9 protein-coding genes are annotated in these 13,450 nt (G+C 63.2%); 3 read left to right on the forward strand and 6 right to left on the reverse strand.

From position 1 onward, the window contains the following. Positions 1 to 110: 110 nt before the first annotated feature. The 3 genes from lon to AC1ZV1_RS11085 all read left to right on the forward strand — a co-directional run bounded on the left by lon (position 111) and on the right by AC1ZV1_RS11085 (position 5,034). Positions 111 to 2,507 carry an endopeptidase La gene (gene lon / locus AC1ZV1_RS11075; protein ID WP_484296746.1) on the forward strand — a complete coding sequence of 799 codons (2,397 nt, stop codon included), beginning with the start codon at positions 111 to 113 and terminating at the stop codon, positions 2,505 to 2,507. 136 nt (positions 2,508 to 2,643) lie between these two features. Beyond that, a complete protein-coding gene (gene hupB / locus AC1ZV1_RS11080) occupies positions 2,644 to 2,916 on the forward strand; it encodes a nucleoid-associated protein HU-beta (RefSeq protein WP_003087931.1) in 273 nt (90 codons plus the stop codon). 228 nt (positions 2,917 to 3,144) lie between these two features. Next, positions 3,145 to 5,034, forward strand: a complete 1,890-nt coding sequence (locus AC1ZV1_RS11085; protein ID WP_484296747.1) for a SurA N-terminal domain-containing protein — start codon at positions 3,145 to 3,147, stop codon at positions 5,032 to 5,034. Between the two features lie 87 nt (positions 5,035 to 5,121). Here AC1ZV1_RS11085 and fabI read toward each other — a convergent pair whose 3' ends face one another. From fabI to AC1ZV1_RS11115, 6 genes are read right to left on the reverse strand one after another with little or no spacing between them, the layout of a single operon-like run. Further along, positions 5,122 to 5,919 carry an enoyl-ACP reductase FabI gene (fabI, locus tag AC1ZV1_RS11090; protein WP_484296748.1) on the reverse strand — a complete coding sequence of 266 codons (798 nt, stop codon included), beginning with the start codon at positions 5,917 to 5,919 and terminating at the stop codon, positions 5,122 to 5,124. A 34-nt stretch (positions 5,920 to 5,953) separates the two neighbouring features. Next, positions 5,954 to 7,564: an ABC transporter ATP-binding protein gene (locus AC1ZV1_RS11095; protein ID WP_484296749.1), complete on the reverse strand. Its 1,611-nt coding sequence runs from the start codon at positions 7,562 to 7,564 to the stop codon at positions 5,954 to 5,956. 1 nt (position 7,565) lies between these two features. Further along, positions 7,566 to 8,585 carry an ABC transporter permease gene (locus AC1ZV1_RS11100; protein ID WP_484296750.1) on the reverse strand — a complete coding sequence of 340 codons (1,020 nt, stop codon included), beginning with the start codon at positions 8,583 to 8,585 and terminating at the stop codon, positions 7,566 to 7,568. A 4-nt stretch (positions 8,586 to 8,589) separates the two neighbouring features. Further along, the gene (locus AC1ZV1_RS11105) at positions 8,590 to 9,672 is read right to left on the reverse strand and encodes a microcin C ABC transporter permease YejB (RefSeq protein ID WP_259754203.1); all 1,083 of its coding nucleotides are present in this window, start codon (positions 9,670 to 9,672) and stop codon (positions 8,590 to 8,592) included. Then, positions 9,672 to 11,537, reverse strand: coding sequence for an extracellular solute-binding protein (locus AC1ZV1_RS11110; RefSeq protein ID WP_484296751.1), 1,866 nt, complete (start codon positions 11,535 to 11,537; stop codon positions 9,672 to 9,674). The genes AC1ZV1_RS11105 and AC1ZV1_RS11110 overlap by 1 nt, the downstream gene beginning before the upstream one ends. Further along, positions 11,534 to 13,363 carry an extracellular solute-binding protein gene (locus tag AC1ZV1_RS11115; protein ID WP_484296752.1) on the reverse strand — a complete coding sequence of 610 codons (1,830 nt, stop codon included), beginning with the start codon at positions 13,361 to 13,363 and terminating at the stop codon, positions 11,534 to 11,536. The genes AC1ZV1_RS11110 and AC1ZV1_RS11115 overlap by 4 nt, the downstream gene beginning before the upstream one ends. Between the last annotated feature and the right edge of the window lie 87 nt (positions 13,364 to 13,450).

Raw genomic sequence — 13,450 nt, forward strand, 5'->3', positions numbered from 1 at the left:
CTTTTTTCTTCCCATCTACCGCGCTTGTTTTTTCCCAGTCCTAACCCCATCTTAGCCCGAAGGGTCCAATCCCATCGTTTTGGCCAAGTGCCGCTGTAGAGCCGAATATCATGAAAACACTCGTCGAGTTGCCCCTGCTCCCCCTGCGTGACGTAGTGGTGTATCCGCACATGGTCATCCCGCTTTTCGTGGGGCGTGAGAAATCCATCGAGGCCCTCGAGGCCGCCATGACCAGTGACAAGCAGATCCTGTTGCTGGCGCAGAAGAATCCAGCCGACGACGATCCGGGCGCGGACGGCCTGTACCGCATGGGTACCGTGGCTACTGTCCTGCAGCTATTGAAGCTGCCCGATGGCACCGTCAAGGTGCTGGTCGAAGGTGAGCAGCGTGGCCAGGTAGAGCGTTTCATCGACGAGGAAGCCTACTGCCGCGCCGAAGTGTCGATCATCGACGAGGCGTCTGTCGGCGAGCGCGAGTCCGAAGTCTTCACCCGCAGCCTGCTCAGCCAGTTCGAGCAGTACGTGCAGCTGGGCAAGAAAGTCCCTGCCGAAGTCCTGTCGTCGCTCAACAGCATCGACGAGCCTGGCCGCCTGGTGGACACCATGGCTGCCCATATGGCGCTGAAGATCGAGCAGAAACAGGAGATCCTCGAGATCACCGAACTGTCCGCCCGCGTCGAGCACGTGCTGGCCATGCTGGATGCGGAGATTGACCTGCTGCAGGTCGAGAAGCGTATCCGCGGCCGCGTGAAGAAGCAGATGGAGCGTAGTCAGCGCGAGTACTACCTCAACGAACAGATGAAGGCCATCCAGAAAGAGCTGGGTGACATTGACGAAGGCCACAACGAAGTCGAAGAGCTGAAGAAGCGCATCGACGCCGCCGGCCTGACCAAGGAGGCGCTGGCCAAGGCCACTGCCGAGCTGAACAAGCTCAAACAGATGTCGCCGATGTCCGCCGAGGCGACCGTGGTGCGCTCCTACATCGACTGGCTGGTGAATGTGCCGTGGAAGGCCGAGAGCAAGGTGCGCCACGACTTGGACAAGGCTGAGGACATCCTGGACGCGGACCATTACGGCCTGGAGGAGGTCAAGGAGCGCATCCTTGAGTACCTTGCCGTGCAGAAGCGCGTGAAGAAGCTCAAGGGCCCGGTGCTCTGCTTGGTTGGCCCGCCCGGCGTCGGCAAGACCTCGCTGGCCGAGTCCATCGCTCGCGCGACCAACCGCAAGTTCGTGCGCATGGCCCTGGGCGGCGTGCGTGACGAGGCCGAGATTCGTGGTCACCGTCGTACCTACATTGGCTCCATGCCCGGTCGTCTGATTCAGAAGATGACCAAGGTTGGCGTGCGCAACCCCCTGTTCCTGCTTGACGAGATCGACAAGATGGGCAGCGACATGCGCGGCGATCCCGCGTCGGCGCTGTTGGAAGTGCTCGATCCGGAGCAGAACCATAACTTCAACGACCACTACCTCGAAGTCGACTACGACCTCTCCGACGTGATGTTCCTGTGCACGGCGAACTCCATGAATATTCCGGCCGCGTTGCTGGACCGCATGGAAGTCATCCGCCTGCCGGGCTACACCGAGGATGAGAAGATCAACATCGCCTCGAAATATCTTGTACCGAAACAGACTGCGGCCAATGGTCTCAAGAAGGGTGAGGTGGTCTTCGAGGAAGCGGCTACCCGCGACATCATTCGCTATTACACCCGTGAGGCCGGGGTACGTAGCCTTGAGCGCCAGATCGCCAAGGTCTGCCGCAAAGCGGTCAAGGACGGTGGCAAGGCCAGGCGCATCGAAGCTGTGGTAACTCCGGAATCGCTGGAAAACTATCTGGGCGTGCGCAAGTTCCGCTACGGCTTGGCCGAGCAGCAGGACCAGATCGGCCAGGTTACCGGCCTTGCCTGGACCCAGGTGGGCGGCGAATTGCTGACCATCGAATCGGCCATGGTTCCCGGCAAGGGCGCGCTGACCAAGACCGGTTCGCTGGGCGATGTCATGGCAGAGTCCATCACCGCTGCGCTGACCGTGGTTCGTAGTCGCTCGAAGAGCCTGGGCATCGCTCCGGATTTCCATGAGAAGCACGATATCCACATCCACGTGCCAGAGGGCGCGACGCCCAAGGACGGCCCTAGCGCGGGCATCGGCATGTGCACCGCCCTGGTTTCGGCGATCACCCAGATACCGGTTCGTGCGGACGTTGCCATGACCGGTGAAATCACTCTGCGGGGTCAGGTGCTGGCCATTGGTGGCCTGAAGGAAAAACTTCTGGCTGCGCACCGGGGCGGAATCAAGACTGTGATCATTCCCGAGGAAAACGTGCGAGACCTCAGGGAAATTCCGGATAATATTAAGGCCGATCTCGTTATTAAACCGGTTAAATGGATTGACGAGGTCCTGCAAATTGCGCTGCAATACGCCCCGGAGCCCTTGCCCGATGCGGCTCCCGAGATGGTTGCAAAGGATGAGAAGCGCGAGTCTGATTCCAAGGAGCGAATCAGCACGCATTAGTTGGGGGGCTTTCTTGACACTGTTTTTGAGCCCTTGTTATAAAGCGGCACTTGCTTTGTCAGTTGGCAAACCAGCACCTGCTTTTGCTTACACCTAACACATAGAAACATACTCAACAGAAATAAGGGGACTTAGAGTGAACAAGTCGGAACTGATCGATGCTATCGCCGCATCTGCTGATATCCCGAAAGCTGTTGCCGGTCGCGCTCTGGACGCGGTGATCGAGTCCGTAACTGGCGCCCTGAAGGCTGGTGACTCCGTCGTACTGGTCGGCTTCGGCACCTTCGCTGTCAAAGAGCGCGCTGCTCGCACCGGTCGCAACCCGCAAACCGGCAAGCCGATCAAGATCGCTGCTGCTAAGATCCCGGGCTTCAAGGCCGGTAAAGCCCTTAAGGACGCTGTCAACTAAGCGTCTTTTTGGACTTGACCTGGACCGGCTCAACCTCGGTTGAGCCAGTCACGGAGCGATGACCCGGCTGGCGTAGGTCGGTTGGAATCATCAGGGGTCACGGGCTCAATGCCCGCAAGCTCCACCAGTTACGAGAAGGCGCATCCTCGGATGCGCCTTTCTTATATCCGCCTTTTTTTCCACGCCGCGCCGCCATTGACGGTGAGCCGTGGCCGCGTCGGGGGCCGCATGCTGCAAAACATCAGGGACAATTCCCAAGGCTGGATCACCAAGACCATCCTGGGCGTGATCGTTGTCCTCATGGCTTTGACCGGGTTCGATCAGATCATTCGCGCAACCCACCACGAGAACGTCGCTGCTCAGGTCAACGGTGAAGACATCGGTCTGCCAGAACTGCAGCAGGCTGCGGACATGCAGCGTCGCCAGCTGATGCAGCGCCTGGGCAAGGACTTCGATGCCTCCATGCTCGACGACAAGCTGCTCAAGGACTCCGCGCTGAAATCGCTCATCGAGCGCAAGCTGGTCCTGCAGGCTGCCCAGAACGACAAGTTCGCCTTCTCCCAGCAGGCGCTGGATCAACTGATCCTGTCGACGCCTGAATTCCAGGTTGACGGCAAGTTCAGCGCTGACCGCTTCGACCAGGTCATCCGCCAGATGGGCTATGACCGCATGCAGTTCCGCCGTATGTTCGGCGAGGAAATGCTCATCGGTCAGCTGCGTGCCGGCATCGCCGGTACTGGCTTCGTCACCGACGACGAGCTGAACGCCTTCGCTCGCCTGGAGAAGCAAACCCGTGACTTCGCCACCTTGACCCTCAAGGCCGACCCGGCCAAGAGCAAGGTCGAGGACAGCGAGATCAAGGCGTACTACGACGCTCACAGCACCGAGTTCATGACGCCCGAACAGGTCACCATCGACTTCGTCGAGCTGAAGAAGTCCAGCTTCTTCGATCAGGTCGAGGTGAAAAAGGAAGACCTCGAGGCCCTTTATCAGAAGGAAATCGCCGGTCTGGCCGAGCAGCGCGATGCCGCGCACATCCTGATCGAGGTGAACGACAAGCAGAACGACCAGCAGGCCAAGGCCAAGATCGACGGGATCAAGGCACGCCTGGACAAGGGCGAAGATTTCGCCAAGCTGGCCAAGGAACTGTCCAACGATACTGGCTCCGCCGCTAACGGCGGTGACCTGGGCTTCGCCGGTCGTGGTGTTTACGACCCCGCCTTCGAAGAGTCGCTGTACGCGCTGAAGAAGGGCGAAGTTTCCGCTCCGGTGAAGACGTCCTACGGTTGGCACCTGATCAAGCTGCTGGGCGTGGAAGCGCCGGAGGTTCCGACTTTCGACAGCCTGAAGGCCAAGCTGGAGCACGAAGCCAAGACCCAACTGGTCGAGCAGCGCTTCGTCGATGCCACCAAGCAACTGGAAAGCTCCGCCTACGAGGCTTCGGATCTGGGCCAGCCGGCTCAGGACATGGGCCTGAAGGTGCAGACCAGCAAGCCGTTCGGCAAGGAAGGTGGCGAAGGCGTGACCGCCAACCGTCAGGTCATCCAGTCCGCTTTCAGCCCCGAAGTGCTGGAAGAGGGCGCCAACAGCGGCGCCATCGAGCTGGATCCGGACACCGTGGTCGTGCTGCGCGTGAAGGAGCACCACAAGCCTGAACAGGAAACCCTGGAGCAGGTCCGTGCCGATATCCTCAAGCGTCTGCAGATCGAGCACGCTGCTGTCGATGCCAAGTCCCGCGGCGAAGCCCTGCTGGCTGGCCTGCGCGACGGCAAGATCTCGCTGACCCAGGCCCAGGAAGGCCAGCAGTGGAAGGTTGTGGAAGCGGCTGCCCGTGGTCAGGAAGGTGTCGATCCGGTCGTGCTGCAGAGCGTGTTCCGCATGGCGCGCCCGGAAGGTGCCGACAAGCCCAGCCTGGGTGGTGTTGCACTGCAGAATGGCGATTTCGTGTTGGTCAAGCTCAGCGGTGTGAGCGAGCCGGAGGGCAAGCCGACCGAGCAGGAGAAAGCGATGTATCAGCGTTTCCTGGCCTCGCGTAGCGGTGCGGATGACTTCGCAGCCTTCCGTCGCTACCTGCAGGATCAGGCGAAGATCGAGAAATTCGACGACGCCAAGAAATAACCGACAGGGGCCGCGCAAGCGGCCCTTGCTCTTTCAGGCAAAAGAAAAGGCCGCTTCAGCGGCCTTTTTGCTGTCCGGTAGACAGGTTCAGTCGTCGCCCAGCGGGCCCATGGCGGTGGTGTTGAAGCCGCCATCGACATAGAGGATCTCGCCGCTGATGCCGCTGGCCAGGTCCGAGCAGAGGAAGGCGCCGGCGTTGCCGACTTCCTCGATGGTCACGTTGCGGCGCAGTGGCGTCTGGCGCTCGTTGGCAGCGAGCATCTTGCGGAAGCTCTTGATGCCCGAGGCGGCCAGGGTGCGGATCGGGCCGGCGGAGATGGCGTTGACGCGGGTGCCTTCAGGGCCGAGGCTGCCGGCGAGGTAGCGCACGCCAGCCTCCAGGCTGGCCTTGGCCATGCCCATGACGTTGTAGTTGGGCATCGTGCGTTCGGCGCCCAGGTAGGAAAGCGTCAGCAGGCTGCCCCGGCGGCCTTTCATCAGGTCGCGGCCGGCCTTGGCCAGGGCGACGAAGCTGTAGGCGCTGATGTCGTGGGCGATGCGGAAGCCGTCGCGGGTGGTGACATCGGTGAAGTCGCCGTCGAGCTGATCACCCGGCGCGAAGCCGACCGAGTGGACGATGCAGTCCAGGCCTTCCCATTGCTTCGCCAGTGCGACGAACACCGCCTCGATGTCCGCGTCGTTCGCCACGTCGCAGGGGAAGCACAGCTCCGCGCTGGAACCCCAGCCGGCGGCGAACTCCTCGACGCGGCCCTTGAGCTTGTCGTTCTGGTAGGTGAAGGCGAGCTCGGCGCCTTCCCGATGCATCGCCGCGGCGATACCGGAGGCGATGGAGAGTTTGCTGGCGACGCCGACGATCAGTATGCGTTTACCGGCGAGAAATCCCATGGTCATTGCTTCCTTTTCTGCTTCTGCTGCTGGCTCAGTCCTGAGTGGGCACCATGAAGGCGGCTTCCAGCAGTTGCTGTGTGTACGCATGCTGCGGCGCGGCGAAGACGTCCTCGGCCATTCCCTGTTCGACGACCTTGCCGTGGCGGATCACCATCAGTTGGTGGCTCAGGGCTTTCACCACGGCCAGATCGTGACTGATGAACAAGTAGGTCAGGTTGTACTTCGCCTGCAGTCCACGCAGTAATTCGACGACCTGGCGCTGCACGGTGCGGTCCAGGGCAGAGGTCGGCTCGTCCAGCAGGATCAGCGCCGGCTTGAGCACCAGCGCGCGGGCGATGGCGATGCGCTGCCGCTGGCCGCCGGAGAATTCGTGGGGGTAGCGGTGCCGGGTGTCGGGGTCGAGCCCGACTTCCTTGAGCGCGTCGATGATCGCCTGCTCGCGTTCCTCGGGCGTGCCCATGCCATGGATCTCCAGGCCTTCGCCGACGATCTGCCCCACCGACATGCGCGGGCTCAGGCTGCCGAACGGGTCCTGGAAGACTACCTGCATCTCGCGCCGCAGAGGCCGGACTTCCGCCTGGTTCATGCCTTCGATGGCCTGCCCCTCGAAGCGGATGCCGCCCTGGCTGTTGATCAGGCGCAGGATCGCCAGGCCCAGGGTCGACTTGCCCGAGCCGCTCTCGCCGACGATGCCCAGCGTCTGGCCTCGTGGCAGGCTGAAGTCGATACCGTCGACGGCCTTGACGTGATCGACGGTCTTGCGGAACACGCCTTTCTTGATCGGAAACCACACGCGCAGGTCGTCGACCTCCAGCAGCGGCGCTCCAGGCTCGTTCTGCGCGGGGGTGCCACTGGGCTCGGCACCGAGCAATTCGCGCGTGTAGGGGTGCTGTGGGGCCGCGAAGAGGGTATCGCAATCGGCCTGCTCGACGATGCACCCGCGTTTCATCACGCAAACGCGATGGGCGATGCGCCGGACGAGGTTGAGGTCGTGGGTGATCAACAGCATCGCCATGCCCAGGCGCTGCTGCAGGTCACGCAGCAGGTCGAGGATCTTCAACTGCACGGTGACGTCGAGCGCCGTGGTCGGTTCGTCGGCGATCAGCAGCTCCGGCTCGCAGGCCAGCGCCATGGCGATCATCACCCGCTGCCGCTGCCCACCGGACAACTCGTGCGGGTAGGCCTTGAGGCGGCTGGCGGGATTGGGAATGCCGACCAGCTCCAGCAGCTCCAGCGTGCGCGCACGGGCCTGGGCGGTGTTCATGCCCTTGTGCAGGGCAAGTACTTCGCCGATCTGCTTCTCGATAGTGTGCAGCGGGTTCAGCGAGGTCATGGGCTCCTGGAACACCATGGCGATGCGATTGCCGCGGATGCCACGCAGCTTGCGTTCGGGCAGCTTGAGCAGGTCCTTGCCGGCATACTGGATGCTGCCGGAGGGATGGCTGGCGGTGGGATAGGGCAGCAGGCGCAGGATGGAATGCGCGGTGACCGACTTGCCCGAGCCGCTTTCGCCCACCAACGCCAGGGTTTCGCCCTTGCGGATGTCGAAGCTGATGTGTTCCACCGCGCGCACCTGTTCGTCGCCGCAGAGGAAATCGACGGACAGGTCGCGGACTTCGATGAGGTTTTCGTTCTGGCTCATGTCACTTCCTCGGGTCGAAGGCATCGCGGGCGGCTTCGCCGATGAACACCAGCAGGCTCAGCATCACGGCGAGTACCACGAACGCGGTGATGCCCAGCCAGGGTGCCTGCAGGTTGGACTTGCCCTGGGCAACCAGCTCTCCCAGCGACGGCGCGCCGGCGGGCAGGCCGAAGCCGAGGAAATCCAGGGAGGTCAGGGTGCCGATCGCGCCGGTGAGGATGAAGGGCATGAAGGTCAGGGTGGAGATCATCGCATTGGGCAGGATGTGGCGGAACATGATCGCCCCGTTGCGCATGCCCAGCGCGCGCGCGGCGCGCACGTACTCCAGATTGCGGCCGCGGAGGAACTCGGCGCGCACCACGTCCACCAGGCTCATCCAGGAGAACAGCAGCATGATCCCCAGCAGCCACCAGAAGCTTGGTTGCACGAAGCTGGCGAGGATGATCAGCAGGTAGAGCACCGGCAGGCCGGACCAGATTTCCAGGAAGCGCTGGCCGAGCAGGTCGATCCAGCCGCCATAGAAGCCCTGCAGCGCGCCCACGGCGACGCCGACGATGGAGCTCAGTACGGTGAGGATCAGGGCGAACAGCACGGATACGCGGAAGCCGTAGATCACCCGCGCCATCACGTCGCGTGCCTGGTCGTCGGTGCCCAGCCAGTTCTCCGCAGTGGGCGCGGACGGTGCTGGCACGCGCAGGTCGTAGTTGATGGTGTCGTAGCTGTAGGCGATTGGCGGCCAGAGGACCCAGCCGTTCTTCTGCGCGATCTGCTCGCGCATGTAGGGGCTCTTGTAATTCGCCTCCATGGGGAACTCGCCGCCGAAGGCGGTTTCCGGGTAGCGCTTGACCACCGGGAAGTACCACTCGCCGTCGTAGCGGATCGCCAGCGGCTTGTCGTTGGCGATCAGCTCGGCGCCCAGGCTCAGGACGAACAGCGTGAGGAACAGCCAGAGCGACCACCAGCCGCGCTTGTTGGCCTTGAAGCGCGCCCAGCGGCGCTGATTGATGGGAGACAGGCGCATCGGATTACTCCCGGTTCTCGAAGTCGATGCGCGGATCGACCAGCGTGTAGAGGACGTCGCTGACCAGCTTCATGATCAGGCCGAACAGGGTGAAGATGAACAGCGTGCCGAATACCACCGGGTAGTCGCGGTTCAGCGCCGCTTCGAAGCTGAGCAGGCCCAGGCCGTCGAGGGAGAAGATCACCTCGATCAGCAGCGAACCGGTGAAGAAGATGCCCAGCAGGGCCGAAGGGAGGCCGGCGATGATCAGCAGCATGGCGTTGCGGAACACGTGGCCGTAGAGCACGCGGCGTTCGGTCAGGCCCTTGGCGCGGGCGGTCACCACGTACTGCTTGCCGATCTCGTCGAGGAAGCTGTTCTTGGTCAGCAGGGTGATGGTGGCGAAGTTGCCGATCACCAGTGCGGTGATCGGCAGCGCCAGGTGCCAGAAGTAGTCGCGGACCTTGCCGCCCCAGGTCAGCTCGTCGAAGTTGTTGGAGGTCAGCCCGCGCAAGGGGAACCAGTCCCAGTAGCTGCCGCCGGCGAAGAGCACCACCAGCAGGATGGCGAAGAGGAACGCGGGGATGGCGTAACCGACGATGATCGCCGAGCTGGTCCAGACGTCGAAGTGGCTGCCGTGGCGCACCGCCTTGGCGATGCCCAGCGGGATCGACACCAGGTACATGATCAGCGTGCTCCACAGCCCGAGAGAGATGGAGACGGGCAACTTCTCGACGATCAGGTCGGTGACCTTGGCGTCGCGGAAGAAGCTCTGGCCGAAGTCCAGGTGCACGTAGTTCTTCAGCATGATCCAGAAGCGCTCGGGCGCCGGCTTGTCGAAACCGTACATGCGCTCGATTTCCTTCACCAGCTCCGGGTCCAGGCCCTGGGCGCCGCGGTAGTGCGTGCCGGCGGCAGCGACTTCACCGCCGCCGCCGGAGATGCGTCCCGTCGCACCGCCGCTGGCGGCGTCGAAGCCTTCCAGCTTGGCGATCATCTGCTCCACCGGGCCGCCAGGGGCGGCCTGGATGATGATGAAGTTGATCAGCAGAATGCCAAACAGCGTGGGGATGATCAGCAGCAGGCGCCGCAGGATGTAGGCCAGCATCAGTTGGCCCCTTGGGCGACGGCGCCGTCAGCCGGCGTTTCGGCTGTGGCGTTGGCGTCGGTCTTGGTCGGTATGGCCTTCTCGCGGGCTTGCCACCAGGTCTGCAGTGCGTAGCTGTAAGGCGGCAGTTTTTCCGGGTGGGCGATACGGTTCCAGTAGGCCAGGCGCCAGTTGCCCAGGTACCAGTTGGGCACCACGTAGTGGCCCCAGAGCAGCGCGCGGTCGAGTGCGCGGGCGTGGCGCACCAGGCTCTCGCGGGAGTCGGCGTTGATCAGCGCTTCCACCAGGGCGTCGATGCCCGGGTCGCGCAGACCGATGAAGTTGCGGCTACCGGGCTTGTCGGCGCTGCTGGAGTGCCAGAACTCGCGCTGCTCGTTACCCGGCGAGCTGGATTGCGGCCAGCTGCTGACGATCATGTCGTAGTCCCGCGAGCGCAGGCGGTTGATGTATTGCGAGACGTCGACGCGGCGCAGCTGCATGTCGATGCCCAGCTCGGCAAGATTGCGCTTGAAGGGCAGCAGCACGCGCTCGAAGTCGGCCTGGGCGAGCATGAACTCGAAGCTCAGTTGCTTGCCGTCGGGGCCGACCATCTTGTCGTTCTCGATCTTGTAGCCGGCCTCCAGGAGCAACTGGTAGGCCTTGCGCTTCTGGTCGCGGATGATCCCGCTGCCGTCGCTGGTGGGCGGCACGTAGACCTTTGTGAAGACCTCTGGCGGCAGCTTGTCGCGTAGCGGCTCGAGGATCTTCAGCTCCTCCGCGTCAGGCAACTCCTTGGCCGCCATCTCGGAGTTCTCGAAGAAGCTGCCATCGCGCAGGTAGGAGCCGAAGAACAGCTGCTTGTTGGTCCACTCGAAGTCGAACAGGTTGGTGATCGCCTCGCGCACGCGGGGATCCTGGAACACCGGACGGCGGATGTTGAAGGCGTAGGCCTGCATGCCCCACGGATTGCCGTTCACCGGCTCTTCGCGGACGATCCTGCCATCGCGTACGGCAGGCGAGTCGTAGGCGGTCGCCCAGTTCTTGGCGATGCGCTCGTCGTTGAAGTCGAACTGGCCGGCCTTGAAGGCTTCCAGGGCGACGGTGAGGTCGCGGTAGGACTCCACCACCACGGCATCGAAGTTGTTGAAGCCGCGGTTGACCGGCAGCTTGTCGCCCCACCAGTCCTTGACCTTCTCATAGCGGATCGAGCGGCCGGCCTCGACTTTGGCGATGCGGTACGGACCGCTGCCCAGGGGCGGCTCCATGTTGGTCTTGTTGAAGTCGCGATTGGCCCACCAGTGCTTGGGCAGGATCGACAGCTGGCCGAGGATCAGCGGTAGCTCGCGGTTGTCGCCGTGCTTGAAATCGAAGCGCACGCGCAGCTTGTCCTCGGCCACCACCTTGTCGACGTCCGCGTAGTAGTTGCGGTACATCGGGTCGCCGTCCTTCATCAGCGTCTCGAAGGTGAACACCACGTCTTCGGCGGTGACCGGCGTGCCGTCCTGGAAGCGCGCCTCGGGGCGCAGGTAGTAGCGGACGAAGCGGTGCTCCGGGTCCTTCTCGATCTTTTCGGCGAGCAGGCCGTATTCGGTGAAGGGCTCATCGAGGGAGTGGAAGGTGAGGGTGTCGTAGATCAGGTTGATCTGCGGGGCGGAGTTGCCCTTGGCGATGAAGGGGTTGAGGCTGTCGAAGCCGCCGAAGTCGGAGAGGCGCAGCGTGCCGCCCTTGGGCGCATCCGGATTGACGAAGTCGAAATGCTTGAAGTTCGCCGGATACTTTGGCGCCTCGTCATACAGGGTGATGGCATGCTGCGGCGCGGCCTGCGCGCTGCCCAGCAGTCCCAGCAACAGGCCGGCGTAGAGCGCGGCACGGCGGGGGCTTTTCATAGGGTGTTCTCCTGGTCTTTTTGCCACCAGGCTCGCAGGCCCAGCGTATAGGGCGGCGTGGTGACGAAGGCGAAGCGGTTGCGGTACGCCAGTCGGTGCTTGTTCAGGTACCAGTTGGGGATGCTGTAGTGCTGCCACAGCAGCACCCGGTCCAGGGCGCGTGCCGCGGCTTCCTGCTGGTCGCGATCAGTCGCGCCGAGGAGCTTCTCGAGCATCGCGTCCACCACGGGGTTGGCGATGCCTGCATAGTTCTTGCTGCCCTTGACCGCCACCTGGCTGGAATGGAAGTACTGCCATTGTTCGAGACCGGGGCTCAGTGTCTGGGGCAGGGTCATCAGAATCATGTCGTAGTCGAACTGGTCCAGACGCTGTTTGTACTGGGCCCGGTCCACGGTACGCAAGCTCGCATCGATGCCGATGCTGGCAAGGTTCTCTCGATACGGCTGGAGAATACGCTCCAGGCTGGGGTTCACCAGCAGGATCTCGAAGCGCAGTTGCTTGCCGTTGGCGTCCAGCAGGCGGTCGCCGGAGAGCTTCCAGCCGGCGTCGCCCAATAGACCCAAGGCGTGGCGCAGGGTTTCCCGTGGGATGCCGGCGCCCTTGGTCACCGGCACGGTGAAGGGGCGCTTGAAGAGCGCTTCGGGCAGTTGCTGGCGATACGGGGAGAGGAGCAGCCACTCCTTCCCTTGGGGGATGCCGGTGGCGGCAAAGGTGCTGTTGGGGTAGTAGCTGCTGGCGCGCACGTAGGCGTCGTTGAACAGCGCGCGGTTGGTCCACTCGAAGTCGAACATCATCCCCAGCGCCTCGCGCAGGCGGCGATCGGCGAAGGTCGCGCGGCGGGTGTTGAGGAACAGGGCCTGGGTCTGCGTCGGAATCTGGTGGGGGATTTCCACCTTCAGCACGTCGCCTCGGCGAACGGCCGGGAAGCGGTAGTTGCTGCGCCAGTTCTTCGCCTGGTGCTCGTTGTAGACGTCGAACTCGCCGGCCTTGAAGGCTTCGAAGGCGATACCGGCGTCACGGTAGAAGTCCACCTCGACACGGTCGAAGTTGTACTTGCCGCGGTTCACCGACAGGTCCTTGCCCCACCAGTCCTTCACCCGCTCGAACACCAGGCGGCGGCCTGGCACCACCTCGGTGATCCGGTAGGGGCCGCTGCCCAGCGGTGGCTCGAAGGTGGTGGCCTGGAAGTCCCGGCCTTTCCAGTAGTGCTGCGGCAGCACCGGCATTTCGCCCAGCCGCAGGATCAGCAGCGGGTTGTCGTGGCGCTTGAAGATGAAGCGGATGCTCTGTGGCGAGAGGATGTCGACCCGCTGCACTTCCTGCAGGTTGGTGCGGTACATCGGGTGGCCGTGGTGCAACAGCGTGCGATAGGAAAAGGCCACATCGTAGGCCGTGATCGGCTTGCCGTCGTGGAAGCGTGCTTCGGGGCGCAGGTTGAATACCACCCAGCTACGGTCTTCGGCGTACTCGACGCTACGGGCGATCAGACCGTAGCTGGAGGCGGGCTCGTCGCCGGACGGGTCGTACAGGCCGGTGCCGACCATCAGCGGCTCGTTCAGCTCGCTGACGCCGTACTGCAGGAAGTCCGCCGTGCTGACCGGCGGGCTGCCCTTGAAGGTGTAAGGGTTCAGGGTGTCAAAGGTGCCCAGGCCCATCAGCCGCAACAGGCCGCCCTTGGGCGCCTTGGGATTGACCCAGTCGAAGTGGTCGAAGCTGGCTGGATACTTGAGGTCGCCGAACTGGGCGTAACCGTGGCTCTCGGTGATCTGGGCGGAGGCGGGGACGCCCAGGAAGAGTCCCAGGAGCAGGAGAGACAAGCGACGCATCAGGCGTAGGATCCGATCCTGGCTGGCTGAAGGAGAATAGCGTCGTACAGTAGCAGCTTGTCCGTGCTGCCAGAAGACATGCGGCCG

Source organism: Pseudomonas sp. BB438, from assembly GCF_057180225.1.